A 26,588-nucleotide genomic window follows, 5' to 3' on the forward strand; every position below is an offset into this window, starting at 1 on the left:
ATCGGACTGCGTTGCCGGTATTTACTGATTAAATCGCTTTGATGGTGCCTTTAGGCAACAACATAGTGACAGCTACTTTTTGCACAACGATCTCTGTGCCTTCGGCGACTTCTATCGTCACATAGCTCTCATTGACCTTGGTTACTTTGCCGAGCAGGCCGCCGGAAGTCACTACTTCATCATTCTTCGCCAGCGCTTCCATCATTGCTTTTTGTTCTTTCTGGCGCTTCATTTGTGGTCGTATCATGAGGAAATATAAAACCACAAACATTAATACCAGAGGCAGGAAACTCATCAGGCCACCATCAGCACCAGCACCCGCAGATTGCGCATAAGCGTTAGAAATAAACACGTTCAGACTCCGTTAATTGTATAAATATTATCCAGCCAGTGTTGAGCAAGATAATGATAAATAGTGACGATAAACTACTTTTCAAGCAGTAAAGCGCCACATTCTAGCACTGCTCTCGCTCAGAACTGGCGAAAAAAGCCAGATACAGACTAAGATGCAGACTAGATGCCGCGCCCGCGGTCAGCATGAAACTGCTGCACAAACTCAGGAAAACGTTCGTCATCCAGCGCCTGACGGATGTTTTTCATCAGATCCAGGTAGTAATGCAGGTTGTGTATCGTATTCAGACGTGCGCCCAGAATCTCGCCAGTGCGGTGCAGATGATGTAAATATGCCCGCGAGAAATTTTTGCAGGTATAACAGTCACACGTCGCGTCCAGCGGTTCTTTGTCTTCCTTGTAGCGGGCATTTTTGATTTTCACATCACCGAAGCGGGTGAATATCCAGCCATTGCGCGCATTCCGGGTTGGCATCACGCAGTCAAACATGTCGATGCCATTCGCCACGCCTGCCACCAGATCTTCCGGTGTACCGACGCCCATCAGATAATGCGGTTTGTTTTCCGGCAGTTTGGGGCCGGTGTGCTCAAGGACGCGCATCATGTCTTCTTTCGGCTCACCGACCGATAAGCCACCTATCGCAATCCCATCAAAACCCAGCTCATTCAGCCCCGCCAGTGATTCGTCGCGCAAGTGTTCAAACATTCCGCCCTGAACGATGCCAAACAGCGCGTTCGGATTTTCACCCTGTCTGAATTCGTCAATAGAGCGCTTTGCCCAGCGCAAAGACATGCGCATCGATTTACCAGCCTCTTCAGTCGTCGCCGGTCTGCCGTCAATTTCGTAAGGCGTACATTCGTCGAACTGCATCACGATATCGGAATTCAGTGCGCGTTGAATCTGCATGGAAATTTCGGGCGACAAGAACAAGCGCTCACCACTGATAGGAGAAGAAAATTTCACACCCTCTTCCGTGATCTTGCGCATCGCTCCCAGTGAAAACACCTGAAAGCCGCCAGAATCCGTGAGGATAGGCTTATCCCATCCCATAAAGTCATGCAAGCCGCCGAATTTATTCAACACGCTCAGGCCCGGACGCAACCACAGATGGAAGGTGTTGCCAAGAATAATCTGGGCGTCGATTTCTTTAAGTTCCAGCGGTGACATCGCTTTGACTGAGCCATAAGTACCGACTGGCATGAAAATCGGTGTTTCGATTTCGCCGTGATTCACCTTCACACGCCCCCGGCGGGCGGCAGTCGTTTTATCTTTTTTAATCAGAGTAAATTCAAGCATGATTCTTCCTTGTACGCTCCGCGGAGCACACGGTAATGAGTCGTTCTATGTCTTTTATGTGTCCTGCCTGAATCAGGCTTTCCCGGAGGTGTTGGTCAGCAACATCGCATCGCCATAGCTAAAAAAACGATAGCGCTGTGCAATCGCATGCGCGTAAGCTGATTTGATTTTATCGTAACCCGCAAACGCCGATACCAGCATCATCAGCGTCGATTTTGGTAAATGGAAATTCGTAATCAAGCGGTCAACCGTTTTAAACACATAACCCGGTGTAATGAACAATTGCGTGTCCGCACTACCAGCTTCCAACTGACCGCTTTGCGACGCTGATTCCAGCGCGCGCATACTGGTGGTGCCGACGGCGATGACTTTGCCACCCGCCGCTTTTGTCTGGCGTACTGCAGCTACCGTCTCTTGCGGCACGGTGTACCACTCGCTGTGCATCACGTGTTCATTCAGATTTTCAACCCGCACCGGCTGAAACGTGCCTGCGCCAACATGCAGAGTCACATACGCCAGCGCTATGCCTTTTTCCTGGCAGCGTTGCAATAATGCCTGATCAAAATGCAGCCCCGCCGTCGGCGCAGCAACGGCACCGGGAACGCGGTTATAGACCGTTTGATAGCGCTGTTCATCAAAGTCATCGGCATCGTGTTCGATATACGGCGGCAAAGGCAGGCGACCATAGGTTTCGAGCAAAGTAAAAATATCGTCCGGAAAAAACAAGGTAAAAAATTCGCCCTGACGTTCACCGACCACGACATCGAACGCATCCGCCAACCGGATTTTACTTCCCGGCAGCGGCGATTTAGACGCGCGCATCTGCACCAGCACGCTGCGGTTGTCATCCGTATTCGATAACACCCGCTCTACCAGCAGTTGTACTTTTCCGCCAGTTTCCTTGACGCCGAAAAAGCGTGCTTTGAGTACACGGGTATCATTGAACACCAGCAAATCACCAGCGGCCAGTTGATCTATCACATCAGAAAAATGGCGGTCTACCAGTTGTTCACCATCGACATGCAATAAGCGCGAAGCGGTTCTGTCCGGCAGCGGCATTTGCGCGATTAATGCATCGGGAAGATCAAAATCAAAATCACTCAAAGAATATTTCATGCGTGGGAAACAAAAAGAGATAGAACAAAATGCTGCATACTGTATAAAAACTCAGTAAAATAAGCTGCAACAGGATTTTCCTGTACAACCGAGCCAACAGCAAAACCCACCATTTTACACCCATGGCAGCTGAAGACCCAAGCGCAAGCACAGAGACGCACGCGTCACCGATCAAAGCAGCCCGCCAGTCAGGAAAAAAAACGTCGTCCAAAGCGGCAGGTAGCGCCAGCAAAACCAGCGAAAAACTCGCGCGACTGGGCTTGCGCAAAGACATGGATTTCGTGCTGCATCTGCCTATGCGTTATGAGGATGAAACCGCCATTATTCCCATGCATGATGCAGCTTTGCGCGGTGGCAGCACAGTGCAGGTGGAAGGCATCGTTACCGCATCGGATGTGCAATATCGACCGCGCCGCCAGCTGGTTGTCACCATCAGCGACGATAGTGGGCAAGTCGTTTTGCGCTTTCTGAATTTTTACGGCAGCCAACTCAAGCAATTAGCGATGGGCGTGCGCGTCAGGGCACGCGGTGAATTGCGGCATGGTTTTTTTGGTGCGGAAATGGTGCACCCCGGCTACAAAATCGTCAACGAAGGTGCGCCATTACCAACCGCGCTGACCCCGGTTTACCATTCCGGCGAAGGTGTGCCACAAGCGCTGTTACGCAAGGCCATTGCGAGCGCCATGACCAGGATCAACTGGCGCGACACCTTGTCGCCGGCACGTTTAGCGGCCTTAGGTTTACAAGGATTCGAGGCCAGCGTACGCACATTGCACAATCCACCGCCCGATGTCGATCAATACAGCCTGATGGAGCACGAACATCCGGCGTGGGAACGCATGAAATTCGATGAGCTGCTGGCACAGCAACTCTCGTTAAAGCGGGCGCAGATCACACGCCGCAGCAAAGGCGCAAACGCGCTGCCTGTTACCGGCGAACTCAGTAACGCGTTTTTATTGAATCTGCCTTTTTCACTGACAGGCGCGCAAGAAAAGGTACTGGCAGAGATCCGTGCCGATTTACGCGAAACCTTCCCCATGCAACGTCTGTTACAAGGCGACGTCGGCAGCGGTAAAACCATCGTCGCTGCACTGGCTGCAACACAAGCCATCGACAATGGCTTTCAGGCGGCCTTAATGGCGCCAACAGAAATTTTGGCAGAACAGCATTTCAGAAAAATCGCTGCATGGCTGGAGCCGCTGGGCGTTAAAACGGCATGGCTGACCGGCAGCCTCAGAAAAAAAGAAAAAGAAGCCGCCAATGTACTGATTGCCTCCGGCGAAGCGCAACTGGTGATAGGAACTCACGCACTGATACAAGATAACGTGCAGTTCAAAAAACTGGGCTTAGTCATCGTCGATGAACAACATCGTTTTGGCGTCAGCCAACGACTTAATCTGGCCAATAAAGCCGAGGCAGGAAAAGTCCCGCATCAATTGATGATGTCGGCAACGCCAATTCCGCGCACACTGGCGATGACCTATTTCGCCGATCTGGAAGTGTCTGTGATTGATGAGTTACCACCGGGACGCACGCCTATCGTGACCCGCGTGATAGATCAGAACCGGCGCGATGAAGTGATCGCGCGGGTGCATGCGGCAGCGCAGGAAGGCAAGCAAGTGTACTGGGTCTGCCCCTTAATCGAAGAATCAGAAACACTGCAACTGCAAACCGCGACCGATACCCATGCCATGCTGGCAGCGGCTTTACCCGGCATACAAGTCGGACTGGTACACGGACGGCTCAAGCCTGCGGAAAAACAGGCTGTCATGGACGACTTTATTCACAACCGTACTCAGGTGCTGGTTGCCACGACGGTGATTGAAGTCGGGGTCGATGTGCCGAATGCGAGCCTGATGGTGATTGAACACGCTGAGCGCTTCGGCCTCTCACAACTCCACCAACTGCGTGGTCGCGTTGGTCGCGGCGCGGCAGCCAGCGTCTGTCTTTTGCTTTATCAAGGCCCGTTGGGTGGTACTGCAAAACAAAGGCTGGCGACCATGCGCGAAAGCAATGATGGTTTTGAAATCGCCCGTAAAGATTTAGAGTTACGCGGCCCTGGCGAATTTCTCGGAGCACGTCAGTCCGGCGAAGCCATGCTACGCTTTGCCAATCTGGAGACAGATCAATGGTTGGTCGAAAAAGCCAGAAATCTGGCAGCTGATTTATTAAAAAATGACCCGCTCACCGTCGCAGCGCACTTAGAGCGCTGGCTGGGCAACAAAGAAGAATTTTTGAGAGTGTAAATCTATGCTGAATATCGTTAATGTCGACTTCAATAATCCACAACATGCAAAAGACTTGGTCGACATGCTCAATATGTATGCGCTAGACCCTATGGGCGGCGGTGAAACCCTGTCTGATTATGCACAGGCCAATCTCATCAGCGAACTCAAAAAACGCAATACTGTGCGCGCCATTCTCGCTTATGTGAATGATCAAGCTGCGGGTTTCGCAATTTGTATAGAAGGTTTCTCCACCTTTGCCTGCAAGTCTCTGCTGAACATCCACGACTTTGCCGTACACCCTGATTTTCGTGGTCAGGGCATAGGCAATAAAATGATGCAGCACCTGACTACCCTGTCCGAGCAACTGGGTTATTGCAAGATGACCCTGGAAGTACTGGAAGGGAATACACGCGCGCAAAATCTCTATCGCACAGAAGGTTTCGCACCGTATGAACTGAACCCGGAATTTGGTGGGGCGATCATCATGCAAAAGAAAATTGGCACAAAACCTGTTTAGTCGCCAAGCTCTAAAAAACGGAACTGCCTGCTGCTACATGTCGAAAGAAATAGCATACACTCGACATGTCCGGGCTGAGTCTGCCAACGACTTCAAATTACAACAGGAGAAAAAATGACAATAGATTTCAAAGGCCGTGTCGCCATCGTGACTGGTGCAGGTGGGGGTTTGGGGCGCGAACACGCGCTGGCATTAGCGGCTCGTGGCGCCAAAGTGGTCGTCAACGATCTGGGTGGCGCACGTGATGGCTCCGGTGGTTCATCGGCCGCCGCATTAGCAGTCGTCGAAGAAATCCGCGCAGCGGGCGGCGAAGCCATTGCGAATGGGGCCTCCGTCACAGATTTTGCCGCCGTGCAGGCGATGGTCGAAGACACACTCAAACAATGGGGTCGCATTGATATTCTGGTCAATAACGCAGGAATTTTGCGAGATAAAAGTTTTGCGAAAATGGAGCTGGATGACTTCCGGCTCGTGATGGATGTGCATCTGATGGGTGCCGTTCATTGCTGTAAAGCGGTGTGGCCAGTGATGACCGAACAAAAATACGGTCGCATCGTCATGACGACTTCCTCATCGGGGCTGTATGGCAATTTCGGTCAATCAAATTACGGCGCAGCCAAAATGGCATTGGTCGGTCTGATGCAAACGCTGTCACTGGAAGGCGCAAAATACAATATTCATGTCAACAGCCTGGCACCGACAGCCGCCACCCGTATGACCGAAAGCCTGTTCCCGCCAGAGTTTTTAGATGCATTAAAACCGGCCGACGTCGTACCAGCGATGTTGGTGCTCGCCGCGGAAAGCGCACCATCCAGAACCATACTGTGTGCCGGTGCAGGTAGTTTTGAAGCCGCGAATATCACGATGACGCAAGGCATCTGGGTAGGACGTGAAGGCGATGCGCCAGAACAACTGGCAGCACGGCTCAACGAGGTTCGCCAGCGCGACGGTGAAATCGTTCCTGAAAGTGGTGCAGCACAAGGACATCTGGAACTGACCAAAGCGATGAGTCACGCGCAGAAAAAATAAATTCGGCACCGGTAAATCAGAAATCCGTCTTCATCCAGAGCTCCTTCGTGACACTGGATGAAGATCATACTCCCGGGGAGTATGATCAATTTTCATGTCTATCCCCCAATAGATACAAGGGCATTAAAATATACTCCCCCCATATATTTATCCTTGTGCATTCTTCTGAAAATAAATAAATCAGATTGCTGACGCCAGCAAGACTCTGTGCCAAACTAAGCTCATGACACTCACAGAATTAAAATACATCGTCGCGGTCGCGCGCGAGAAACATTTCGGCCATGCAGCAGAAGCTTGTTTTGTTGCCCAGCCGACGCTATCGGTTGCGATCAAAAAACTGGAAGACGAACTGGGAGTCACGATATTTGAACGTGGTGGCACAGAAGTTTCAACAACGCCGCTGGGCGCGCAGATCGTTGCGCAGGCAGAGCGTGTGTTGGAACAGACGGCCGCTATCAAAGAAATCGCCAAGCAGAACAAAGACCCGCTTGCAGGTCCCTTCCGTCTCGGCGTGATCTACACCATCGGCCCTTACCTGCTGCCAACGCTGGTCAAAACGATGATCAGACAAGTGCCGCAAATGCCGCTGGTATTGCAGGAAAATTTTACGGTCAAACTGATGGAACTGCTGCGTCAGGGCGAACTGGATGCAGCCATCATGGCGTTGCCGTTGCCGGATCAGGGGCTGATGACGCAACCCTTGTATGACGAACCGTTTGTCGTCGCGATGCCAAGTGATCATGCCTGGGCTGAGCGCAAGGAAGTCTCCGCAGAAGAATTAAAATCTGAAACCATGCTGTTGCTCGGAAACGGTCATTGTTTCCGCGATCAGGTGCTGGAGGTTTGCCCTGAAATGGCAAGGTTCTCGACGACTGGCGATGGTATCGCCCGTACCTTTGAAGGTTCATCTCTCGAAACCATACGCCACATGGTGGCCTCAGGCATAGGCCTGACTGTGCTGCCGATTGCCTCGGTGCCGGATATGAATGCCAAGGATGGCATGCTGCGCTACGTGCCATTCGCTGCCCCTGTGCCAGATCGTCGTGTCGTGATTGCCTGGCGCAAAAGTTTTACCCGCCAGGCGGCCATCGAAGCAATCCATCAGGCAGTGCTGGCCTGCGATTTACCTGGCGTGACCATGTTGGACTTACCGCCCGCGGCACAATAGCCAGACCATCGCTGACAAATACCGACGCTCGCCACTCTGAGCGTCAATCTGACTTATTTCTTCGTTGCAATCTGATGAGTAATGCTGGTCATCGCTGGCTTAGACTCAGGACGGCGTAAAGCGGTAAACGCAGAAAATTCCCATGAACGAAAACCGACCAGCAAAGTAAAGCCATCGATTTCTTCTGGCCTGAGTTTGCGGTCCTCCTGATGCAGGCGCGCCAGTTCTGCCACCAATTGCTGAATTTTTTGTACGACTTCCTGCGCACTGCGACTGGAGACCCGGGCCGGCACGCATAGCAAGGTTTCGCCCACATGATCAAAGCGGCCATTGAAATAATCGCTGACGACGTAGTCCCGGAAAAACTGTTGTACCGGGCCATCCGGCAACCAATGAAATGCTGGTGAAACATTCAACCGGTAACGGTTATTCGGCCGCAATTCAATCAATTCCAGTTTATCCAGTGCGACCAGATGCAATATTGTTTCCGCCGGACTGATCTCGTAAGTGTCCACAATCTGCTCTAAGGTCCAGTGGCCAAGACAACAGATTGCCACTAACAATAATTTAGGTTCAGCGATCAGGGATTTTTCCTGCGCCAGCGTCAGATTATCTGAGTGTGGAGCGACGTCCGCCGCCTGACGCAAGACATCCTCCATCGCGATACCTGACGCCTTACATATCTGCGCCAGACGCGACAGACTCATATCTTTCTGACCAAACATGCGCTTAACGCTGGACTCACTCATGCCTATACGTTCGGCCAGAATTTTATAAGTCACACCAGCAGCACGCAGCTCTGTCCGTAACACATTCAGCAGTAATTCAGGTGAACTCAATTGCGCCTCCATCGAATAAGCAGTTCGCGAATAGTATCGTCTTTCAATACCAAGCATCTTGAAAATTTATTCTTTGAACATTTTAATAGTACGAAGTTCACAGAATTGAGAAACTCTTTTTTACTTATCGTCGTCCCTGAATGCCACTCCGGTCATCCAATTCCATCAGGGCCACTTCTCATCTGACGTTGAAAGTAAGAAATGAAATCAATCATCCGATATCTCGCTTGTATCTGCGTTACCCTGGCCGTTTTTGCCTCGGGCTATGTAATAGGAAGAACAAGCGACAAACCATTCAAGCCCGCTTGCTCTGCGGCCACAGAAGCCGAATGCCCAGTGAATTACCGCTCGGATACTGATTGGCGACGCGAACCTGCCAACAGAGGCCAATCGTCATTGCTTACCTGAGACATTTGCAGGACTGTGCTCAGCCAGGAGGCGCACTGGAACAAGCGCAAATACAAGCGCAAATCGCACTTATAATGGCGGGGCTAAAATCACTCCGCTTTAAGACATGAACGCTTTACTCTCGCGATTGCAATGGTATTTAAAACTAGTACGGCTCGATAAACCTATCGGCATCGTATTACTGTTGTGGCCGACACTGATCGCCCTGTGGCTGGCGACTGACGGCGCACCCAATGGCAAACTGGTTGCGATCTTTTGTCTTGGTACTGCACTGATGCGTTCTGCAGGCTGCGCGGTGAATGACTACGCAGACAGAGAGTTTGACAAGCACGTCAAACGTACTGCAGATCGCCCTTTGACCAGCGGCAAAGTATCCGGCAAAGAAGCTCTGCTGATTGCGTTGGTATTATCGTTACTCGCCTTTTCACTCATTCTTCCGCTCAATGCGCTGACGAAGCAATTGTCTATTCTGGCGGTCGTGATCGCCGCGACCTATCCGTATTTCAAGCGCTTTTTCGGCATCCCTCAGGCTTATCTTGGCATCGCTTATGGTTTCGGCATTCCGATGGCATTTGCGGCTGTACAAAACACCGTGCCATGGACTGCATGGATGCTGCTGGTCGCCAATGTCTTCTGGACTGTTGCGTATGACACCGAATATGCGATGGTAGATAGAGATGATGATCTTAAAATCGGGATCAAAACCTCCGCGATTACCTTTGGTCAGTTTGACGTCAAGGCGATTATGCTGTGTTATTTCGTCAGCCTCGCGATGATCACTTTGATCGGTTACTCTTATGGTCTGCGTAGCTGGTTTTTCGCTGGCATCGCCGTCGCTGCCGCCTGCGCGATCTATCATTACAACCTGATCAAAGACCGCGACCGTATGCGCTGCTTCGCCGCCTTCAGGCACAATAACTGGCTCGGTGCAGCAATCTTTGCTGGTGTTGCGGTTGACTATGTATTACATTGAAAGCGGGCATTGCAATAATTACTACCTTGTCACCAACGCCACGTAGTTTGATCTGTCGCAAGAAGGGTCACTAAGCTTTACCTAGACTATCAATAGAAACTCTTTATCAACACTTTTAAAGGAAATACGATGAGCTCAATAGAACAGCACAAAGATCAATTGATGCACGATCTGAATCAGGTCATACGCGATGCCGAAGAAATGTTGAAAAATACAGAGCAGCAGACAGGCGAAGGCTTCAAATCGGCGAAGGCGCGCTTTGAGCAAACACTGAAAAATGCGAAGGCTGAAGTTCAGCGCGTTGAAGATCTGGTCATTACCAGAACAAAAGATGCAGCGAAAGCAACCGATGTCTACGTGAAAGAAAATCCTTGGCAATCTGCCGGTATCGCTGCTGGTGTTGGTTTGCTGGTTGGCTTGCTGATCGGACGCAGTAAGTAACTTATGGCTATTCTCGACTCTGTGGGGAAACTCATCGCGACCTTTTCAGGAATAGTACACACACGCCTGGAACTGGTTGCGGTCGAAATAGAGGAAGAGCTCAGCCGCTTTTCCTCTATTCTTCTATGGTCATTGACGGCGCTGTTTTGTGCCTGCTGCGCCGTTGTCCTGATTGTGGTTCTGTTGATCGCCGTATTTTGGGACACCCACAGAATTGAGTTAATTTCAGGTCTGATTGCCGTGTTTGCAGTTGCGGCTGCGGGCATTACCTGGTGGATACACCAACAGTTGCAAGCAAAGCCAAGACTGCTCTCACTGACCTTGTCGGAGTTAGAAAAAGATGGGCAGGCTCTGCGCGATAAATTTCCTCACACCACTCAGAACTGAGGAAAATAATGTCGGCTTACAAAGAAAAACTTGCTTTCCGTCGTGAAGCATTACTGTTAAAAGTGCATGCGCAAAGACAGCTATTGTCTTTGCAGGCGCAAGAGCTTCAGCAATCAATCGAGTTTGCTGAATTCAGTCTGAATTGCGCGGCGAAAGTTGTGGTCGCAGTCAGAAAAAAACCAATATTAGGCGTGGTGCTGGCAGCAGCAATTTATGTGGTAAAGCCTGCCCGCGCCTTGTCCTTCGTAACGACCTCATTACGAGCCTGGCAAACATGGCGCAAACTTGCGCCATTGCTTAAACAAACTGAAAATCAATAAGGCAGCTTATTCCTGCTGACCAAATTCATCGCCCAGCTCTGCACCTCTGGCTGCTGCGGCTTGAATAGCACGGATGATCGCTTGTTTCACTTCGCTATTTTCCATGCTGGTCAAAGCGGCATAAGTGGTCCCGCCCTTAGAAGTCACCCGCTCCCGTAATACCGCAACGGGTTCATTCGAGTGCATCGCCAGTTGTGCTGCGCCCTCAAAAGTCTCGATGGCAAATTGCGTTCCCTGTTCTGCACTCAGTCCGAGTGCAACTGCAGCCTCCTGCATCGCTTCAATAAAATAAAAGACATAAGCTGGGCCACTGCCGGAAACAGCAGTCACAGCATCAATCAGATGCTCTTCGTCTAACCAGGAAGTCAGCCCGACCGAGCGCAGAATGTCATCTGCGACTTTTTTCTGTTGCTCGCTGACGCCCGGCATCGCATATAAACCAGTAATACCTTTCCCTATCAATGCAGGCGTGTTCGGCATTGCACGGACAATGGTCGGATATGAATTCAGCCAGCGGGAAATATCCGTCGTGCGGATGCCTGCGGCAATTGTCAACAATAACTGGTGTTGAATGAATGGCGCCAATGCGCCGATGACATCACGCAATTGCTGCGGCTTAACAGCCAGAACAATCACATCCATGGCCTGCAAACGCTCATCAATACTTAACGCAGTAGTCACCCCGAATTCAGTTTCCAGCCTGTTTAAAGATGTTTGATTCACGTCGATAACATGAATATATTCTGGCTCCGTAAAATCCGGCAGCAATCCGCCAATCAGTGCGGACGCCATATTGCCGCCACCGATAAAAGCAATCTTTAATTTATTTTGCATAATTTCTACTCCCAAAAATTCCGGTTCCTATCCTGACCATCGTACTGCCCTCGGCGATTGCGGCATGCAAGTCGCTGCTCATCCCCATCGATAAGGTATCTAAGGAAATACCCTGCGCCACTATTTTGTCGCTTAACTCTCTTAAGTGACGAAATGCCTGACGCTGCTGTACGACGTCCGAGGTTGGTTCAGGCACCGCCATCAATCCGCGCAAGCTGATGCGGGGTAATGTGGCGATTCTTAACGCCAGCGCCACCACGTCTTCCGGAGCGACGCCGCTTTTACTCTCTTCGCCACTGATGTTAACTTGCAGGCAGATATTTAAATCGGCCATGGTTGCTGGTCGTTGCTCCGACAAGCGAACTGCAATTTTTTCTCTGTCTACCGAATGCACCCAGTCGAAATGCTCGGCGATCGGCTTTGTCTTGTTACTCTGTATCGGCCCGATAAAATGCCATTCGAGGTGTAGCTCAGGCGAGTTGCTCTGTATCAGAGTCATTTTTTCTAACGCTTCCTGAAGATAGTTCTCGCCAAAAGCAGTTTGCCCATGCTGCGCAGCCTCCAGAATCGCTTCCGCACCGAAAGTTTTAGAAACAGCTAACAGTCTGACCGACTTCGACGGACGATCAAATCTCAGTTCTGTTGCCCGGATGTCATCAAGTACGGCTTGCAAGTTGTCAGAAATTAAGGACATAATCAGAAAATTTTGTAGGGAACTTCATCAATTTTTTGCTTGCTCTTCTTTATTAGAGCAAAATGCACTACGCTTTGTCGCCGCTTTATCGCGATTGTCATAAAAGACGTACACCAACTACCGGAATTATAAATGGACATTTCTGAACTGCTTGCGTTCTCCGTCAAGAATAACGCCTCCGATCTTCACTTATCATCGGGTCTGCCACCAATGATAAGGGTACATGGCGACGTGCGTCGAATTAATTTGCCGCCACTGGAGCATAAAGATGTACATGAGTTGATCTATGACATCATGAATGATTCGCAGCGCAAAATTTACGAAGAAACTCTGGAGTGTGACTTCTCTTTTGCGATTCCGGGACTGGCACGTTTCCGTGTGAATGCGTTTAATCAGGAACGCGGCCCGGCTGCCGTTATGCGTACGATTCCATCAAAAATTTTAACGCTGGAACAATTGAATGCGCCGCGTATTTTTGCTGACCTTGCTTTAAAACCTCGCGGTCTGGTTCTGGTTACCGGCCCAACCGGCTCAGGAAAATCAACCACGCTGGCCGGGATGGTGAATCACCTGAATGAGAATGAATATGGACATATCCTGACCGTCGAAGATCCTATCGAGTTTGTGCATGAATCAAAAAAATGCCTGATCAACCAACGTGAAGTCGGCCCGCATACCATGTCGTTTAATAACGCCTTGCGTTCAGCTTTGCGTGAAGATCCGGATGCGATTCTGGTCGGCGAGTTGCGTGATCTTGAAACAATTCGCCTGGCATTGACCGCCGCTGAAACAGGCCACTTAGTTTTCGGCACCTTGCATACGTCTTCCGCTGCTAAAACGATAGATCGTATTGTCGACGTTTTCCCTGCTGAAGAAAAAGAAATGGTCAGATCGATGCTGTCAGAGTCTTTGCAGGCCGTGATTTCGCAAACGCTGCTGAAAGTCAAAGATGGCTCAGGACGCGTTGCTGCACATGAAATTATGATCGGTACACCCGCGATTCGTAATCTGATTCGCGAAGCAAAAATTGCTCAGATGTATTCTGCAATACAAACCGGTAACAACATGGGTATGCAGACTTTGGATCAGAACCTGACTGATCTGGTAAAGCGTAACGTAATTTCAGTTGGCACCGCGCGTGCGGCAGCGAAAATTCCGGAAAATTTCCCAGGTTAATTGAGCAGATAGAAAGAGACGAACATGGAACGCGATCAGGCAACCAAATTCATGCATGACCTGCTCAGACTGATGCTGAGTAAAAATGGTTCTGACTTATTCATCACCGCTGACTTCCCTCCTGCGTTTAAAATCGACGGCAGAGTAACACCAGTATCAAACCAGCCACTGACACCGGCACATACGGTTGATCTGGCTCGCGCTATCATGAACGATAAGCAGGCAGCTGAATTCGAATCGACCAAAGAATGTAACTTCGCGATCAATCCTGCAGGCATGGGACGTTTCCGCGTCTCCGCCTTTATGCAGCAAGGTCGTGTCGGCCTGGTATTGCGGACAATCACCACAGCCATTCCTAAATTAGAAGACCTGGGTTTGCCGGAAAACCTCAAAGAGGTTGTGATGACCAAACGTGGCCTGGTGATCATGGTCGGTGCAACTGGCTCAGGCAAGTCAACCACACTGGCGGCGATGGTAGGCCACCGCAATCAATCCAGTTACGGTCATATCATCACCATTGAAGACCCTATCGAATATGTGCATCCACATGCGAATTGCATCGTGACACAGCGGGAAGTCGGTATCGATACGGAAGACTGGGGAGCCGCGCTGAAAAACTCGTTGCGTCAGGCACCTGATGTCATTCAGATTGGTGAGATCCGTGATCGTGAAACTATGGACTTTGCGATTGCATTTGCAGAGACCGGCCACTTATGTCTCGCAACTTTGCACGCAAACAGTTCAAATCAGGCGCTGGACCGTATCATCAACTTCTTCCCGGAAGAGCGTCGGGCGCAATTATTGATGGATTTATCACTGAATCTGAAAGCCGTCATTTCACAACGTCTGATACCGTTAAAAGGACGTAAAGGCCGCGTCGCCGCAGTTGAAATCATGCTGAACTCACCACTGATTTCCGATCTGATCTTCAAAGGCCAAGTGCATGAGATCAAAGAAATCATGAAGAAATCACGTGAACTCGGTATGCGTACGTTTGACCAGGATTTATTTGATTTGCATGAAGCCGGCAAAATTACCTATGAAGATGCACTGCGTAACGCGGATTCTGTGAACGAATTACGTCTCGCAATCATGTTGCAGGGTAAAGAGTCAAAAGAGCGCGACCTTAGCGCTGGCACACACCATTTAGGCATCGTTTAACTATGAGCGCACTTGATTACACCGTCACTAATTTGCAGGGACAAGCAGTTGACCTGAAACAGTATCTGGGAAAAGTGGTACTGATCGTTAACACCGCGAGTAAATGCGGTTTTACGCCCCAATACAAAGGCCTGGAAGCAGTCTATCAGCAGTTTAAAGACAAGGGCGTGGTGGTGCTTGGATTTCCATGCAATCAATTCGGCCATCAGGAACCGGGAACGGCTGACGAAATCGGCAGTTTCTGCGAAAAAAATTATGGCGTTACTTTTCCTCTGTTTGAGAAAATTGATGTCAACGGCAAAAATGCGCATCCACTGTTTCAACACCTGAAATCTGAAGCGCCCGGTCTTTTGGGCATACAGGCAATTAAGTGGAATTTCACTAAATTTTTGATTAAGCAAGATGGTTCAGTATTCAAGCGCTACGCGCCGCAAACAGCACCGGCAGATATTATTCAGGACGTGGAAAACCTGATCGCCGGAAAATAAATAAGTCGTATTTTAAGTTGCATTGTATGGTTGGGAAAGATCATATTATCCCCAACCATTGCAATGCCAGCGGCAAAAATATTGCTGTCAGTAACCCCGACAATCCCATTGCCAGGCCTGCAAACGCGCCCATTTCCTCACTTAACTGAAAAGCTCTGGCAGTTCCTATGCCATGCGCACTCACGCCTAATGCGAAGCCGCGTACGCTGTCATCTTTGATATGCAGAAAATTCAGGATACCCGTCGCCATCATCGCGCCGAGTATGCCAGTCAGCATGACCAATGCAGCAGTCAGGGAAGGTAAGCCACCGACTTTTTCCGTAATCCCCATAGCAATCGCCATCGTTACCGATTTTGACGCCAGCGATAACACCGTCACATGCGATGCACCGAACCATTGTGCGAGCAACATTGCGGTGATAATCGCAGACGCACTCCCCATCACGGCGGCAAGCAGAAATGCCCGCCACTGAGACCTGAGTTTATTCATCTGCTGATACAGCGGCACTGCCAAAGCCACCGTCGCCGGACCCAGTAAAAAATGGACGAACTGCGCGCCTGAAAAATAGGTCTGATACGACGTATCTGTCCCAATTAATACCAGCACCAGCATTGCGACGGCAATCGCGACCGGATTCGCAAGCGGGCTGAATTTGCATCGGACATAGATCGCATAGGCAAGCTGATAGGCAAGCAGCGTTGCCGTCAGCCCCAACAGAGGTGATGCCGCCAGATAAACCCACACGTCCGCTAATCTTGCGTTCATCGCGACATCCACTTTACACACAAGGCTGTCACAACAATCGAAATCGCGGTACTCAGCACCAGTGCGATGACCAACGGTATCCATTCATCCAAAACAGTTTTTCCATGCACCATGATGCCAACACCAGCCGGAATAAACAGCAGGGACAAATGTCGGAGTAACTCCTGCACGCCTGGTATCAGTTTGGGAACAGCCTCTTTTTTCAGCAACAAAAATCCAAATAGTAACAGCATCCCGATAACGGGCCCTGGGACGGGCATTTTCGACATAAAGACAAAGCCTTCGCCCAGACACTGAAAAATCAGGAGTATTAAAAACGTCCGGATCATGATGTTGACTCAGGTGCTGGATAACGCATGATCAATTAATTCGACCCAGTGTTTGACCGGCGTATCTGTTCCTGATTGCAAATGCGTCAGGCAACCGATGTTCGCCGATAAAATCATGTCTGGTTTTGTCGCCAGCAGATTGTGCAATTTCTTATCCCGCAACTGATAAGACAATTCCGGTTGCAAAACAGAATAGGTGCCTGCCGAGCCACAACATAAATGGCTGTCGGCACACATCTGCACATCAATTCCCAGCGCTTTCAGCAAGCCTTCGACTTTGCCGCGAATTTGCTGGCCATGCTGCAAAGTACAAGGCGGATGCCAGACTATGCGCTGTTTGAGTTTGCCTTGTAATCTGCCAACCAGCGCGGTCTCAAATGCAGGTAACACTTCACTCAGGTCGCGCGTCAGAGCAGAGATACGCTGCGCCTTTTCGGCATAAGCCTCATCATGCGCAAGCAGATGCCCATATTCTTTCACGGTTACGCCACAGCCGGATGCGGTCATCAGGATGGCTTCGGCACCAGACTCTACATATGGCCACCAGGCATCAATGTTATTGCGCATATCATTCAGTGCCGCGTCCTGCTCATTCAGGTGATGACGGATAGCGCCACAACATCCGGCTTTCGGCGCACGGATCAACTCGATACCTAAGGTGTTCAACACTCGGGCGGTCGCATAATTAATGTTCGGTGACATCGATGGTTGCACACAACCATCCAGCAATAACATTTTCCGGGCATGCTGTTGCTGCGGCCATACTCCGGCGACTTGTTTTACCGGAACCTTATTCTGCAATGTTTTGGGTAATAATGGCCGCACGGATTGACCCAGACTCATTACCGGTTTAAATATCCAGGGCGTCGGCAACATCGTTTTCAGCGTGCTCCGGATGAGTCTATGTTTAAGCGAACGCGGCACTTGCTCTTCTACGACCTTACGGCCAATATCCAGCAAGCGTCCATACTGAACGCCTGACGGACAGGTCGATTCACAATTACGACAAGTCAGGCAGCGGTCAAGATGTTGCTGTGTTTTTTCAGTGGCGACTTTTCCTTCAAGTACCTGTTTGATCAGATAAATACGGCCACGCGGGCCGTCGAGTTCATCCCCCAGCAATTGATAGGTAGGGCAAGTCGCTGTACAAAAACCGCAATGCACACATTTGCGCAATATGTCATCGGCCTCTTTACCCTCACGGGTATTCTTAATAAAGTCTGCGAGATTAGTTTGCATAGCGAATTAAAAATCCTTGTACAGGCGGCCAGGGTTAAAAATACCTGAGGGATCGAAAGCGACTTTCAGACGCTGATGTATCTTTGCCAGCGGAGCGGATAAGGGCGTAAAGACGCCGATACTCTTGTCACCGCCACGGAATAGGGTCGCATGACCGCCAGCAGCTTGTGCTGCAGCGCGTATCGTTGCAGGGCTCTCGTCGCTGAACAACCAGCGCTGCGCACCACCCCACTCTATCATCGACTTACCGGTCAGAGCTAAAGGCGCAGTGGTGGAAGGAACGGATAAGCGCCACAACCCATGCGCCTCATCCTGTGAAAAGAAATCATGCGTCTGTTCACGCAAATCGTTCCAGGCAGAAGTGGCATCTTGCATCTCCTCCCCTCCCAACCGCTGCTTCGCGGCGCGCACAGCAGCCTCCGCACCGGAGAGTCGCAACATCAGGCGCCCCACGTGCCAACAGCTACCGGACAACGGCAATGCCTGCCCAGCCCACTCATTCATCTTCTGAATCGCATCGGCTTCCGATAAAGCAAATACCAATGTCGTTTCCGCAAATGGCCGCGGCAACACTTTGACGGAAATATTCAGCACCAGACCTAATGTTCCCATGGAGCCTGTCAGCAAACGCGAGACGTCATAGCCGGCAACATTTTTCATGACCTGGCCACCGAACTCCAGCACTTGTCCGTGACCATCCATCAATGTCGCACCAAGAATAAAATCACGTGCCGCCCCGACATACGGACGGCGCGGACCTGACAAACCGGTGGCGAGCATGCCTCCTATGGTTGCTGTCGCGCTGAATTTCGGCGGCTCGAATGCCAGCATCTGATTGTTTTCGGACAGTAGTGCCTCGATCTCGGCGAGCGGTGTACCGCAGCGTGCTGTCAATACCAGTTCGGTCGGTTCATACGCCAGAATGCCGGAATACGCCCGGGTATCAAGTACGTCACCTTGCGGAGCCTGTCCATACCAACGCTTACTGCCACCACCTTCGATTTGCAGTGGAAGGTGGTTCTGCGAGGCATTTAATATCCGTTCCCGGAAGCCTTCGATTATGTTGTTCATCACTGTGTCCATCTGTACGTTTTTTTATTTTTTTCAGAAACGAGGTAAATCTGGAAATTTCAGATTTCCCTGTTTCACATGCATACGCCCATATTCAGCGCAGCGATGCAAGCTTGGTATCGCTTTATCCGGATTCAGCAAACTATGGGGATCAAATGCACGCTTCACCGCAAAAAAAGCATCCAGCTCTTCACGCGAAAATTGCACACACATGGAGTTAATCTTTTCTATACCGACACCATGCTCACCAGTAATCGTGCCACCGACGGTTACACATAATTCCAGTATCTCCGCACCGAATGCCTCAGCCCGCAGAAACTCGCCGTCCTGATTCGCATCAAACAAAATCAACGGGTGTAAATTACCGTCACCGGCATGAAACACGTTTGCACAGCGCAAACCATATTTTTCTTCCATGTGGGTGATGCCTATCAATACTTCCGATAAGCGCTTCCGGGGAATCGTGCCATCCATGCAGTAATAATCCGGCGATATACGTCCCGCTGCGGGAAACGCATTTTTACGACCGGACCAAAAACGCAAACGTTCCGCTTCGCTCTGGGAAACCGCAATTGCCGTCGCACCAGCCTGTTCCAGCACGGCAGACATACGAGCGATTTCTTCCTCAACTTCTTCCGTCGTGCCGTCAGACTCGCATAGCAAAATCGCTTCCGCATTGATGTCGTAACCGGCTTTAACGAAGGGTTCCACCATGCGCGATGAGGTTTTATCCATCATCTCCAGGCCAGCTGGAATAATACCGGCAGCAATCACGTTTGCGACCGCATTTCCGCCTTTCACCACATCATCAAATGAAGCCATAATGACGCGGGCTACCTGCGGTTTAGGTACCAGCTTGACCGTCACCTCGGTGACAATTCCGAGCATTCCTTCTGAGCCGATAAACACTGCAAGCAAATCTAATCCCGGAGCATCCAGCGCTTCGCTACCCAACTCAACAACGTCACCATCAATGGTGACTACGCGCGCGCGCAGCACATTGTGTACGGTCAGACCATACTTCAGACAGTGAACACCGCCAGAGTTTTCCGCTACGTTGCCGCCTATCGTGCAGGCAATCTGCGACGAAGGATCCGGCGCATAATACAAACCTAAAGGTGATACAGCTTCCGAGATTGCCAGATTACGCACACCCGGTTGAACCACAGCCGTTCGCGAGTAAGCATCCACTTTCAGAATTTTATTGAATTTGGCGGTGGATAACACGACACCATCGGCAATCGGCATCGCGCCGCCAGATAAGCCAGTTCCAGCGCCACGCGGTACGATAGGAACATTCAAACGGCGGCAAACTTCCATCACAGCGATAATCTGTGATTCATTTTCCGGCAGACAAACGATCATGGGCAACTGGCGGTAGGCTGCCAGACCATCACACTCATATGGGCGAACATCTTCTTCATGATGCAAGACACAATGCCCGGGCAATACCTGACGCAGCGCCTTTACGACTTCCTGCTGCCGTCCGCCATACAAATCATTTGAACTGTTTTGCTCCATCGCTTTACCCCATCTGTTTTTTTGTCAGTGTAATCAGCTTTGATGTATCTGGGATGAATACTTTAAACTTTACTGACTGAATTTTTTTCAGGACATAAAAAAAGGACGCCACAGCGTCCTTTTTTTAGCATTCAGGGTGCTTACACGGAGAATGAAGATCCGCAACCACAAGTGGTGGAGGCATTAGGATTTTTAATCACAAACTGTGCACCTTCCAGATCGTCTTTATAATCGATTTCAGCGCCCACCAGATACTGATAACTCATAGAATCGATCAACAACTGCACACCATTTTTTGTCATGGTGGTGTCGTCTTCATTCGTGATTTCATCGAACGTAAAACCGTATTGAAAACCTGAACATCCGCCACCTTGTACAAAAACGCGTAATTTCAAATCAGGATTACCCTCTTCTTCAATCAACTGAGCAACTTTTGCAGCTGCGCTTTCTGTGAAATTGATTGGTGTTGGCATTTCGGCTACAGCATTCATTTTTTGCTCCTTGGATCTAAGATGTTCTCATTATAGTCCCGACTCCGGAACTATGCATTGGACGCTGCAAGTTTCAGAGTTGCAGGCTCTTGAGCAAGATCATGCGTGAGTTTACCGGATACCAGAGCACCACTGAGCATCTCCAGAGTTTTGTAGTGAACGTCGCCAGAAATTTTTGCCTTAGGCTGCAACTCTAACAGTTCGGTTGAAAACACTGGCCCGTTAATCACACCATTCACGACGATGTGTGCCGCCCTTACTTCACCATCAATAACGGCCTGCTCTGAAATGACCAGCATGCTCAATGACTCAGTATCAGCAATAACGTTGCCACGAATACGTCCATCAATGCGCAAGCCACCTTTGAAATGCAGATCGCCTTCAATTCTTGTAGTGGATCCAATAAGGCTATCGATAGTGCTTTTGGTTTTACGACTGAACATGAAAGAATTCCTTTTCAGGACATAGATCAAAAATATTCATGAGCTTCATCATCCAACTCAGAAATAATTGATGCTGGTTTATAAATTAACCGCTTGTTGAGCGCGGACTTGCCCCCGGTCTAACACTTTTACCTGGACATTTTTGGCAACCGCCCCGTCTGGAAGAGTAATGACTCCCTCCAATCGCTGGTAATGTCTAAACGATAATTTCAATTTACCAGCTTCGCCCGATTTGGGATCAGGAAAATACATCGTAGCAGGTTTACCTGCCTGCACCAAACCTAATAAAAATTGTAATTCACCATTAAAATCTCTGCCATTTTTTACGCCTTGCATCACCAGAGCACGATAACGCAATTGGCCGGGCGCGAGCATTTCTATCTTCAGATTCTGAACGGTAATACCATCATTCCCAGTCGTTGAGGGCATCACGCCTTCAAAAAAAGCCAGATCATCTTTCAGCTTTTGATTTTCTGCGGTCAGTGCTTTGATCTGATCCGTCAGCTCTTTCTGCATGGAACGATCAATGTTCTGCTTACTTTCTATCGTGTTTGCTTCCAGTAACAACTTATCGCGCTCAGCTGTCAGCTCTTTTACCTGTGTTTCAAGTGATTGCATCTGATTCAGATTAAACTTTGTGCCGAATGCAAAGCTCTTTCCAAGATCATAGGTCCACCATGCGACAGCAGAGGTCAGTGCAATGACCAATGCCAGCATGGCCAGCCGGAGCGGCCACGGCTGTTGATGCGTAATGGTCATTTTCGACGCCAGATGGCGTCGTTGCCAAAGTCGTTTCTTTGCCATGAATGAATTACGGCAAAACAGGAATATGCTGCAATCCTGTTACTTCATCCAATCCAAACATCAGATTCATACACTGCACAGCCTGCCCGGATGCACCTTTTACAAGGTTATCCTGCACTACAAGAACAATCACAGTTTTGCCATTATTTGGGCGGTGCAACGCAATACGCAGCATATTGGAAGCGCGGGTAGAACGTGTTTCCGGATGAGAGCCAAATGGCATAACGTCAACGAATGGCTCATCTTTGTAGGTACTTTCAAACAAAGCCTGTAATTCGTCATTACTGATATCGGTGTTCAGGCGAGCATACAAAGTCGAGTGCATACCGCGTACCATCGGAACAAGGTGAGGAGTGAATAACAGTCCCACTTTTTGCTCAGTCATACGCTGTAATTGTTCTACTGTCTCCGGTGTATGGCGATGGCCTGAAACGCCGTAAGCCTTGAATGTGTCGCTCGCCTCGGAAAACAAAATTCCGATTTCAGCCTTACGTCCGGCACCTGACACTCCGGATTTGCAATCAGCAATCAAATCCGTTGCATCAACAATTCCCGCCTTCAATAATGGATAGAAACCCAATTGCATGGTCGTTGGATAACATCCCGGATTACCAATAACTCGTGCGGTTTTGATCGCATCACGATTCAGCTCAGGCAAACCATAAACAGCTTCGCTCAGCACATCAGGACACGTGTGTGGAATGCCATACCATTTCTCGAACTGCGCAACATCTTGCATCCGGAAATCTGCGGCAAGGTCAATTACCTTGACGCCAGCCATCAACAATTCCTGCGCTTGCGCCATAGCAACACCATGAGGTGTCGCAAAAAAAACGACATCACACTTCGTCAGCTTTGCTTTATCAGGCGAAGAGAATGCCAGGTTAACACGCCCACGTAGTGATGGATACATGTCTGCCACAGGTAAGCCATCCTCTTTACGCGAAGTAATTGCCGTCAGTTCCACTGCTGGATGCATTGCCAGCAAACGCAATAACTCAATCCCGGTGTAACCCGTGCCACCTACTATTCCAACTTTAATCATTGAGGTTCCTTGCAAGAAATTTTCCGCTATTTTAACAGCAGTCGCTCATCTCAAAACGCACTTCACGGAACTCATCCGCAATCAGCACACAAAAGCAAAAAGCCGCCCGGAGGCGGCTTTTTGTAGCAATTCCTGCCAGCGATAAAAAATTAACGCTTGGAGAATTGTTTTGCGCGACGTGCTTTGCGCAGACCAACTTTTTTACGTTCAACTTCACGAGCGTCACGAGTAACGAAGCCAGCTTTGGACAATTCAGATTTCAAAGTTGCATCGTAGTCGATCAGCGCACGAGTGATACCGTGACGAACTGCACCGGATTGGCCAGATTCACCGCCACCGTGAACGTTAACCATAATATCGAATGTCTCGAGATTATTAGTCAGTTCCAGAGGTTGACGGATGACCATCAGGCCAGTTTCACGAGAGAAGTACTCGTTAGCTGGTTTGCCGTTGACAACGATCTTGCCGCTGCCGGATTTCAGGAATACGCGAGCAACTGCGCTCTTGCGACGGCCAGTTCCGTAGTTGTAATTACCGATCATGGCTAATCCTTAGATGTCGAGTACTTGTGGTTGCTGAGCTGCGTGCGGATGTGTTGCATCTGCATATACTTTCAGCTTCTTGATCATTGCATAGCCGAGTGGGCCTTTAGGCAACATGCCTTTAACTGCTTTCTCGAGTGCACGACCTGGAAAACGCTGTTGCATTTTCGTGAAATTTGTTTCATAGATACCGCCTGGATAACCAGTGTGACGGTAGTATGTTTTGTTCAGAGCTTTAGTGCCGGTCACGCGCAGTTTGCCTGCATTAACAACAACGATAAAATCGCCTGTGTCTACGTGTGGAGTAAATTCTGGTTTATGTTTGCCGCGTAAACGGAGTGCCACTTCGCTGGCAACACGTCCGAGTACTTTATCTGTCGCGTCAATCACGAACCAGTCGCGCTGAACCTCATGGCCCTTAGCGGAAAAGGTTTTCATGTTGAATCCTAAAAAGTTAAATACGCCCTTTTTTGGTGGTTCTGCCTATGATCTGGCAGACTCTCCCTTGTTAAAATCTCAGTCGGGCAAATTGAGAATCGGAAATTATAGGGTTTTCAAGGAGTTAGTGCAAGAACTGTTTAAATTTTAAGCAAAATTTCCATAAATTTCCAAAGCAGATCGGCAAATATATTTTTAAATAAATAATAATTTGATGCAGGCTCTCCGATTCGCCAGAATCATATGCAGTAAAATCTCTAACGACTTAGATCACATCATAACGAGGAATAAATGGAAGCTACCGTACGCTGGACAGGCTTATCTGGCATGTCTTTTTTGGCAGAAACTGGCTCAGGCCATGCAGTTTTAATGGATGGTGCACCGGAAGGTGGTGGTCACAATCTGGCGCCACGCCCGATGGAAATGGTGTTATTGGGTACGGGCGGATGCACGGCCTACGATGTCGTATTAATTTTACGCAAGAGCAAACAAGATATACGTGGCTGCGATCTAAAGCTCAGCGCGGAACGAGCTGAGACAGAACCTAAAGTTTTTACCAAAATCAACTTTCACTTCACCGTTCGTGGACGTCAGTTAAAAGCTAATCTGGTCGAACGCGCAATCAAGCTTTCACATGAAAAATACTGCTCTGCGTCTATCATGCTTGAAAAAACGGCTCAGATAACGCATAGCTATGAAATCATTGAAGATGCTGAGATACCTTCCGAGCACGATACTCAGGGATGAACGGGCTCTTCAGGTTGCTCAAAAATATCCAGATACGTCGGATAAAACGTGCAATACCTGATCGTCGTCAATAAAGCCAGAACAGGCATCATCAACAACACGACAAAACCGGTGCTGCCTGTGACCAGCGCTAAGATCTCAACAAAAATGGCTGGCAATAATCCTGAAATGAGGAACCAGAAAAGTGCGTAAATCAAAAACGCCTTGGCGGCACGTTTTACCGAAAAAAAACTGTAAAACAGCGCTTTTGGTACGGACATCCCGCGCCACATAATTAACGGCCCGGCAAACCAGAAAGCCATCAAAGCCGGCAAAAAGGCGAGTACCGCCATCAACATTCCTAAAAACAGACGCCCTTGAGGTAAATCCTTAGGATCAACTGGCTTTTCACTGGAAATAAACTCGAATAAGGCACCATCGTCAAAAAGTTGCGAGATCAATGCTGCGCCGGAAATGGCCAGCAGGTATAGGCAACCCAAAGCGAATAAACGTAAAAAGAATTCAGAACGAAAACCCACAAGCAACACAGTCGGTTTCACCCGCACACCATTCTCAATCAGGCGGCAAGCCTGCATAAAGCTCATGGCAAATACGGGAATTAACACCAGAGGCAAAAAGCGGCCGATAAATGGCACTAAGCTAATTCCCATGTTAAAAAACATATATGCAAAAAAGAGTGTCAACATTTCTGCAGGTTGCTGGCGAAACAGGGCAAAACCACGTTTAACCCATACCCACCCCGTTGAAGCTGGTACTGAATTCATAAATCACTTGTTAAAGGGGGGACAGGCAAAGATTCGCGCAAACGTAAAATCCGTTCAAAGTGTGCGGGATCATGCGGCGTCAGCATTTCTGCATCTCGTGGTTGGTAGTAGTCATACAAGCGGGATAGCCAAAAACGCAGAGCAGCTGCCCGCAACATCGGCTTCCAGGCAATCGACTCTTCAGGAGTAAACGGCCGCACCAGATGATAAGCATTTAACAAAGCCCTTACCCGCGCAACATCCAACTCACCAGTTGCAGTATCGATGCACCAATCATTCACGGTCACGGCAACATCGAAAATCCAGGCATCGCAGCCCGCAAAATAAAAATCAAAAAAGCCTGTTAGCTTTTCGCCGTCAAACATGACGTTATTACGGAACAAATCCGCATGGACAGGCCCTCTTGGCAAAGCACGATAGATTGGCGTGCTGTCAAAGGCATCCTGATAATGCACCTCCGCGCACAACAGATGTCGCAGTTCTTCAGAAAGAAAAGGAAGAACTTTCGGCGTAGTTTCATGCCACCAGTTCAAAGAACGTAGATTTTCCTGATATAAGGGAAAGTCTTTTCCAGCAAGATGCATGAGCGCAAGCATCGCACCGACTGCGGCACAATGCACGGGTTCAGGATGCATCTGCGATGACCCTTCTAACTTGCTTACAATAGAGGCAGGCTTTCCGTGTAAAGCTGTCACCAACTCGCCATCGATATTCGCAACAGGTGCGGGTACCGATACTCCCCTATCGGCGAGATGGCGCATTAACTTCAGGTAAAACGGTAATTGCTCGAAAGTCAGATTTTCAAAAATCGTCAGAACATACTCACCGGTTTCTGTCGTAATAAAAAAATTACTATTTTCAATTCCAGATGCAATCCCTTTAATTGCCAGCGCTTTTCCCAACGGGAATTGTTTTATCCAGGAACTGAGGTCGTCGAGTGTGACTGAGGTAAAAACTGCCAT

At 49.3% G+C, this 26,588-nt stretch carries 31 protein-coding genes; 12 read left to right on the forward strand and 19 right to left on the reverse strand.

Annotated elements, in window-relative coordinates:
- Positions 1-28 precede the first annotated feature (28 nt).
- The 3 genes from yajC to queA all read right to left on the reverse strand — a co-directional run bounded on the left by yajC (position 29) and on the right by queA (position 2,763).
- A complete protein-coding gene (gene yajC, locus Undi14_RS06975) occupies positions 29-352 on the reverse strand; it encodes a preprotein translocase subunit YajC (protein WP_200178929.1) in 324 nt (107 codons plus the stop codon).
- Positions 353-513: 161 nt separating this feature from the next.
- Entirely contained in the window at positions 514-1,647 is a 1,134-nt protein-coding gene (gene tgt / locus Undi14_RS06980) for a tRNA guanosine(34) transglycosylase Tgt (RefSeq protein WP_200178936.1), read from the reverse strand.
- Positions 1,648-1,719: 72 nt separating this feature from the next.
- Positions 1,720-2,763: a tRNA preQ1(34) S-adenosylmethionine ribosyltransferase-isomerase QueA gene (queA, locus tag Undi14_RS06985; protein WP_200178939.1), complete on the reverse strand. Its 1,044-nt coding sequence runs from the start codon at positions 2,761-2,763 to the stop codon at positions 1,720-1,722.
- A 122-nt stretch (positions 2,764-2,885) separates the two neighbouring features.
- On the opposite strand from queA, the gene recG reads away from it, so the two are divergent.
- From recG to Undi14_RS07005, 4 genes are all read left to right on the forward strand, one after another.
- Positions 2,886-5,009, forward strand: coding sequence for an ATP-dependent DNA helicase RecG (gene recG, locus Undi14_RS06990; protein WP_200178946.1), 2,124 nt, complete (start codon positions 2,886-2,888; stop codon positions 5,007-5,009).
- A 4-nt stretch (positions 5,010-5,013) separates the two neighbouring features.
- The gene (locus tag Undi14_RS06995; RefSeq protein ID WP_200178948.1) at positions 5,014-5,508 is read left to right on the forward strand and encodes a GNAT family N-acetyltransferase; all 495 of its coding nucleotides are present in this window, start codon (positions 5,014-5,016) and stop codon (positions 5,506-5,508) included.
- Positions 5,509-5,622: 114 nt separating this feature from the next.
- The gene (locus Undi14_RS07000; RefSeq protein WP_200178951.1) at positions 5,623-6,537 is read left to right on the forward strand and encodes an SDR family oxidoreductase; all 915 of its coding nucleotides are present in this window, start codon (positions 5,623-5,625) and stop codon (positions 6,535-6,537) included.
- Positions 6,538-6,760: 223 nt separating this feature from the next.
- Positions 6,761-7,705, forward strand: coding sequence for a hydrogen peroxide-inducible genes activator (locus tag Undi14_RS07005; RefSeq protein WP_200178953.1), 945 nt, complete (start codon positions 6,761-6,763; stop codon positions 7,703-7,705).
- Between the two features lie 53 nt (positions 7,706-7,758).
- On the opposite strand, the gene Undi14_RS07010 is transcribed toward Undi14_RS07005, so the two are convergent.
- On the reverse strand, positions 7,759-8,544 hold the full coding sequence (locus Undi14_RS07010; protein WP_234030460.1) for a helix-turn-helix transcriptional regulator: 786 nt from the start codon (positions 8,542-8,544) through the stop codon (positions 7,759-7,761).
- A 514-nt stretch (positions 8,545-9,058) separates the two neighbouring features.
- Between Undi14_RS07010 and ubiA the strand changes: the two genes are divergently transcribed.
- From ubiA to Undi14_RS07030, 4 genes are all read left to right on the forward strand, one after another.
- On the forward strand, positions 9,059-9,925 hold the full coding sequence (ubiA, locus tag Undi14_RS07015; protein WP_200178955.1) for a 4-hydroxybenzoate octaprenyltransferase: 867 nt from the start codon (positions 9,059-9,061) through the stop codon (positions 9,923-9,925).
- 129 nt (positions 9,926-10,054) lie between these two features.
- Entirely contained in the window at positions 10,055-10,366 is a 312-nt protein-coding gene (locus Undi14_RS07020; protein ID WP_234030461.1) for a YqjD family protein, read from the forward strand.
- A gap of 3 nt (positions 10,367-10,369) precedes the next feature.
- On the forward strand, positions 10,370-10,753 hold the full coding sequence (locus tag Undi14_RS07025) for a phage holin family protein (RefSeq protein ID WP_200178957.1): 384 nt from the start codon (positions 10,370-10,372) through the stop codon (positions 10,751-10,753).
- 8 nt (positions 10,754-10,761) lie between these two features.
- Positions 10,762-11,073, forward strand: a complete 312-nt coding sequence (locus Undi14_RS07030; protein ID WP_200178959.1) for a YqjK family protein — start codon at positions 10,762-10,764, stop codon at positions 11,071-11,073.
- A 6-nt stretch (positions 11,074-11,079) separates the two neighbouring features.
- Here Undi14_RS07030 and proC read toward each other — a convergent pair whose 3' ends face one another.
- Both proC and Undi14_RS07040 read right to left on the reverse strand, forming a co-directional pair.
- Complete coding sequence (gene proC / locus Undi14_RS07035) at positions 11,080-11,907, reverse strand: pyrroline-5-carboxylate reductase (protein ID WP_200178961.1); 828 nt, start codon at positions 11,905-11,907, stop codon at positions 11,080-11,082.
- Positions 11,897-12,601, reverse strand: coding sequence for a YggS family pyridoxal phosphate-dependent enzyme (locus Undi14_RS07040; RefSeq protein ID WP_200178963.1), 705 nt, complete (start codon positions 12,599-12,601; stop codon positions 11,897-11,899). Before Undi14_RS07040 ends, proC begins: the two co-directional genes overlap by 11 nt.
- A 132-nt stretch (positions 12,602-12,733) precedes the next feature.
- On the opposite strand from Undi14_RS07040, the gene Undi14_RS07045 reads away from it, so the two are divergent.
- The 3 genes from Undi14_RS07045 to Undi14_RS07055 are packed head-to-tail and all read left to right on the forward strand — an operon-like array spanning position 12,734 to position 15,426.
- Positions 12,734-13,777 carry a type IV pilus twitching motility protein PilT gene (locus tag Undi14_RS07045; protein WP_186882887.1) on the forward strand — a complete coding sequence of 348 codons (1,044 nt, stop codon included), beginning with the start codon at positions 12,734-12,736 and terminating at the stop codon, positions 13,775-13,777.
- Positions 13,778-13,801: 24 nt separating this feature from the next.
- Positions 13,802-14,938 (forward strand): PilT/PilU family type 4a pilus ATPase, encoded by a 1,137-nt coding sequence (locus Undi14_RS07050; protein ID WP_186882886.1) that lies wholly within the window; start codon positions 13,802-13,804, stop codon positions 14,936-14,938.
- Positions 14,939-14,940: 2 nt separating this feature from the next.
- Positions 14,941-15,426 (forward strand): glutathione peroxidase, encoded by a 486-nt coding sequence (locus Undi14_RS07055; RefSeq protein WP_186882885.1) that lies wholly within the window; start codon positions 14,941-14,943, stop codon positions 15,424-15,426.
- Positions 15,427-15,466: 40 nt separating this feature from the next.
- On the opposite strand, the gene Undi14_RS07060 is transcribed toward Undi14_RS07055, so the two are convergent.
- From Undi14_RS07060 to rplM, 11 genes are all read right to left on the reverse strand, one after another.
- Positions 15,467-16,192, reverse strand: a complete 726-nt coding sequence (locus tag Undi14_RS07060; protein WP_200178964.1) for an LrgB family protein — start codon at positions 16,190-16,192, stop codon at positions 15,467-15,469.
- Entirely contained in the window at positions 16,189-16,521 is a 333-nt protein-coding gene (locus Undi14_RS07065) for a CidA/LrgA family protein (protein ID WP_200178965.1), read from the reverse strand. The genes Undi14_RS07060 and Undi14_RS07065 overlap by 4 nt, the downstream gene beginning before the upstream one ends.
- 9 nt (positions 16,522-16,530) lie before the next feature.
- A complete protein-coding gene (gene glcF / locus Undi14_RS07070; protein ID WP_200178966.1) occupies positions 16,531-17,760 on the reverse strand; it encodes a glycolate oxidase subunit GlcF in 1,230 nt (409 codons plus the stop codon).
- A 6-nt stretch (positions 17,761-17,766) separates the two neighbouring features.
- Complete coding sequence (glcE, locus tag Undi14_RS07075) at positions 17,767-18,831, reverse strand: glycolate oxidase subunit GlcE (protein ID WP_200178967.1); 1,065 nt, start codon at positions 18,829-18,831, stop codon at positions 17,767-17,769.
- Between the two features lie 33 nt (positions 18,832-18,864).
- Positions 18,865-20,352 carry an FAD-linked oxidase C-terminal domain-containing protein gene (locus tag Undi14_RS07080; RefSeq protein WP_200178970.1) on the reverse strand — a complete coding sequence of 496 codons (1,488 nt, stop codon included), beginning with the start codon at positions 20,350-20,352 and terminating at the stop codon, positions 18,865-18,867.
- 140 nt (positions 20,353-20,492) lie between these two features.
- On the reverse strand, positions 20,493-20,843 hold the full coding sequence (gene erpA, locus Undi14_RS07085; protein WP_186882879.1) for an iron-sulfur cluster insertion protein ErpA: 351 nt from the start codon (positions 20,841-20,843) through the stop codon (positions 20,493-20,495).
- Positions 20,844-20,893: 50 nt separating this feature from the next.
- Positions 20,894-21,286 (reverse strand): polymer-forming cytoskeletal protein, encoded by a 393-nt coding sequence (locus Undi14_RS07090; RefSeq protein ID WP_200178971.1) that lies wholly within the window; start codon positions 21,284-21,286, stop codon positions 20,894-20,896.
- A gap of 78 nt (positions 21,287-21,364) precedes the next feature.
- Entirely contained in the window at positions 21,365-22,090 is a 726-nt protein-coding gene (locus tag Undi14_RS07095; protein WP_190479058.1) for a DUF6776 family protein, read from the reverse strand.
- Positions 22,091-22,097: 7 nt separating this feature from the next.
- A complete protein-coding gene (argC, locus tag Undi14_RS07100) occupies positions 22,098-23,135 on the reverse strand; it encodes an N-acetyl-gamma-glutamyl-phosphate reductase (RefSeq protein WP_200178972.1) in 1,038 nt (345 codons plus the stop codon).
- 149 nt (positions 23,136-23,284) lie between these two features.
- Positions 23,285-23,677 carry a 30S ribosomal protein S9 gene (rpsI, locus tag Undi14_RS07105; RefSeq protein ID WP_162039944.1) on the reverse strand — a complete coding sequence of 131 codons (393 nt, stop codon included), beginning with the start codon at positions 23,675-23,677 and terminating at the stop codon, positions 23,285-23,287.
- A 9-nt stretch (positions 23,678-23,686) separates the two neighbouring features.
- Entirely contained in the window at positions 23,687-24,115 is a 429-nt protein-coding gene (gene rplM, locus Undi14_RS07110; RefSeq protein WP_186882875.1) for a 50S ribosomal protein L13, read from the reverse strand.
- A gap of 291 nt (positions 24,116-24,406) precedes the next feature.
- Here rplM and Undi14_RS07115 point away from each other — a divergent pair, with 291 nt between their 5' ends.
- On the forward strand, positions 24,407-24,862 hold the full coding sequence (locus Undi14_RS07115; protein WP_200178973.1) for an OsmC family protein: 456 nt from the start codon (positions 24,407-24,409) through the stop codon (positions 24,860-24,862).
- Here Undi14_RS07115 and Undi14_RS07120 read toward each other — a convergent pair.
- Both Undi14_RS07120 and Undi14_RS07125 read right to left on the reverse strand, forming a co-directional pair.
- Positions 24,853-25,626, reverse strand: coding sequence for a BPSS1780 family membrane protein (locus tag Undi14_RS07120; protein WP_200178974.1), 774 nt, complete (start codon positions 25,624-25,626; stop codon positions 24,853-24,855). The two genes, Undi14_RS07115 and Undi14_RS07120, sit on opposite strands and share 10 nt — an antisense overlap.
- A complete protein-coding gene (locus tag Undi14_RS07125) occupies positions 25,623-26,588 on the reverse strand; it encodes a homoserine kinase (protein WP_200178975.1) in 966 nt (321 codons plus the stop codon). The genes Undi14_RS07120 and Undi14_RS07125 overlap by 4 nt, the downstream gene beginning before the upstream one ends.

Origin of the sequence: Undibacterium sp. 14-3-2, from assembly GCF_016595265.1 — a bacterium.
GTDB lineage: Bacteria > Pseudomonadota > Gammaproteobacteria > Burkholderiales > Burkholderiaceae_D > Undibacterium > Undibacterium aquatile.

Coding starts and splice junctions, on each gene's coding strand:
- tgt (WP_200178936.1), bottom strand. CDS start 1,647: ATGCTTGAATTTACTCTGATTAAAAAAGATAAAACGACTGCCGCCCGC.
- queA (WP_200178939.1), bottom strand. CDS start 2,763: ATGAAATATTCTTTGAGTGATTTTGATTTTGATCTTCCCGATGCATTA.
- recG (WP_200178946.1), top strand. CDS start 2,886: ATGGCAGCTGAAGACCCAAGCGCAAGCACAGAGACGCACGCGTCACCG.
- Undi14_RS06995 (WP_200178948.1), top strand. CDS start 5,014: ATGCTGAATATCGTTAATGTCGACTTCAATAATCCACAACATGCAAAA.
- Undi14_RS07000 (WP_200178951.1), top strand. CDS start 5,623: ATGACAATAGATTTCAAAGGCCGTGTCGCCATCGTGACTGGTGCAGGT.
- Undi14_RS07005 (WP_200178953.1), top strand. CDS start 6,761: ATGACACTCACAGAATTAAAATACATCGTCGCGGTCGCGCGCGAGAAA.
- ubiA (WP_200178955.1), top strand. CDS start 9,059: ATGAACGCTTTACTCTCGCGATTGCAATGGTATTTAAAACTAGTACGG.
- Undi14_RS07020 (WP_234030461.1), top strand. CDS start 10,055: ATGAGCTCAATAGAACAGCACAAAGATCAATTGATGCACGATCTGAAT.
- Undi14_RS07025 (WP_200178957.1), top strand. CDS start 10,370: ATGGCTATTCTCGACTCTGTGGGGAAACTCATCGCGACCTTTTCAGGA.
- Undi14_RS07030 (WP_200178959.1), top strand. CDS start 10,762: ATGTCGGCTTACAAAGAAAAACTTGCTTTCCGTCGTGAAGCATTACTG.
- proC (WP_200178961.1), bottom strand. CDS start 11,907: ATGCAAAATAAATTAAAGATTGCTTTTATCGGTGGCGGCAATATGGCG.
- Undi14_RS07040 (WP_200178963.1), bottom strand. CDS start 12,601: ATGTCCTTAATTTCTGACAACTTGCAAGCCGTACTTGATGACATCCGG.
- Undi14_RS07045 (WP_186882887.1), top strand. CDS start 12,734: ATGGACATTTCTGAACTGCTTGCGTTCTCCGTCAAGAATAACGCCTCC.
- Undi14_RS07050 (WP_186882886.1), top strand. CDS start 13,802: ATGGAACGCGATCAGGCAACCAAATTCATGCATGACCTGCTCAGACTG.
- Undi14_RS07055 (WP_186882885.1), top strand. CDS start 14,941: ATGAGCGCACTTGATTACACCGTCACTAATTTGCAGGGACAAGCAGTT.
- Undi14_RS07060 (WP_200178964.1), bottom strand. CDS start 16,192: ATGAACGCAAGATTAGCGGACGTGTGGGTTTATCTGGCGGCATCACCT.
- Undi14_RS07065 (WP_200178965.1), bottom strand. CDS start 16,521: ATGATCCGGACGTTTTTAATACTCCTGATTTTTCAGTGTCTGGGCGAA.
- glcF (WP_200178966.1), bottom strand. CDS start 17,760: ATGCAAACTAATCTCGCAGACTTTATTAAGAATACCCGTGAGGGTAAA.
- glcE (WP_200178967.1), bottom strand. CDS start 18,831: ATGAACAACATAATCGAAGGCTTCCGGGAACGGATATTAAATGCCTCG.
- Undi14_RS07080 (WP_200178970.1), bottom strand. CDS start 20,352: ATGGAGCAAAACAGTTCAAATGATTTGTATGGCGGACGGCAGCAGGAA.
- erpA (WP_186882879.1), bottom strand. CDS start 20,843: ATGAATGCTGTAGCCGAAATGCCAACACCAATCAATTTCACAGAAAGC.
- Undi14_RS07090 (WP_200178971.1), bottom strand. CDS start 21,286: ATGTTCAGTCGTAAAACCAAAAGCACTATCGATAGCCTTATTGGATCC.
- Undi14_RS07095 (WP_190479058.1), bottom strand. CDS start 22,090: ATGGCAAAGAAACGACTTTGGCAACGACGCCATCTGGCGTCGAAAATG.
- argC (WP_200178972.1), bottom strand. CDS start 23,135: ATGATTAAAGTTGGAATAGTAGGTGGCACGGGTTACACCGGGATTGAG.
- rpsI (WP_162039944.1), bottom strand. CDS start 23,677: ATGATCGGTAATTACAACTACGGAACTGGCCGTCGCAAGAGCGCAGTT.
- rplM (WP_186882875.1), bottom strand. CDS start 24,115: ATGAAAACCTTTTCCGCTAAGGGCCATGAGGTTCAGCGCGACTGGTTC.
- Undi14_RS07115 (WP_200178973.1), top strand. CDS start 24,407: ATGGAAGCTACCGTACGCTGGACAGGCTTATCTGGCATGTCTTTTTTG.
- Undi14_RS07120 (WP_200178974.1), bottom strand. CDS start 25,626: ATGAATTCAGTACCAGCTTCAACGGGGTGGGTATGGGTTAAACGTGGT.
- Undi14_RS07125 (WP_200178975.1), bottom strand. CDS start 26,588: ATGGCAGTTTTTACCTCAGTCACACTCGACGACCTCAGTTCCTGGATA.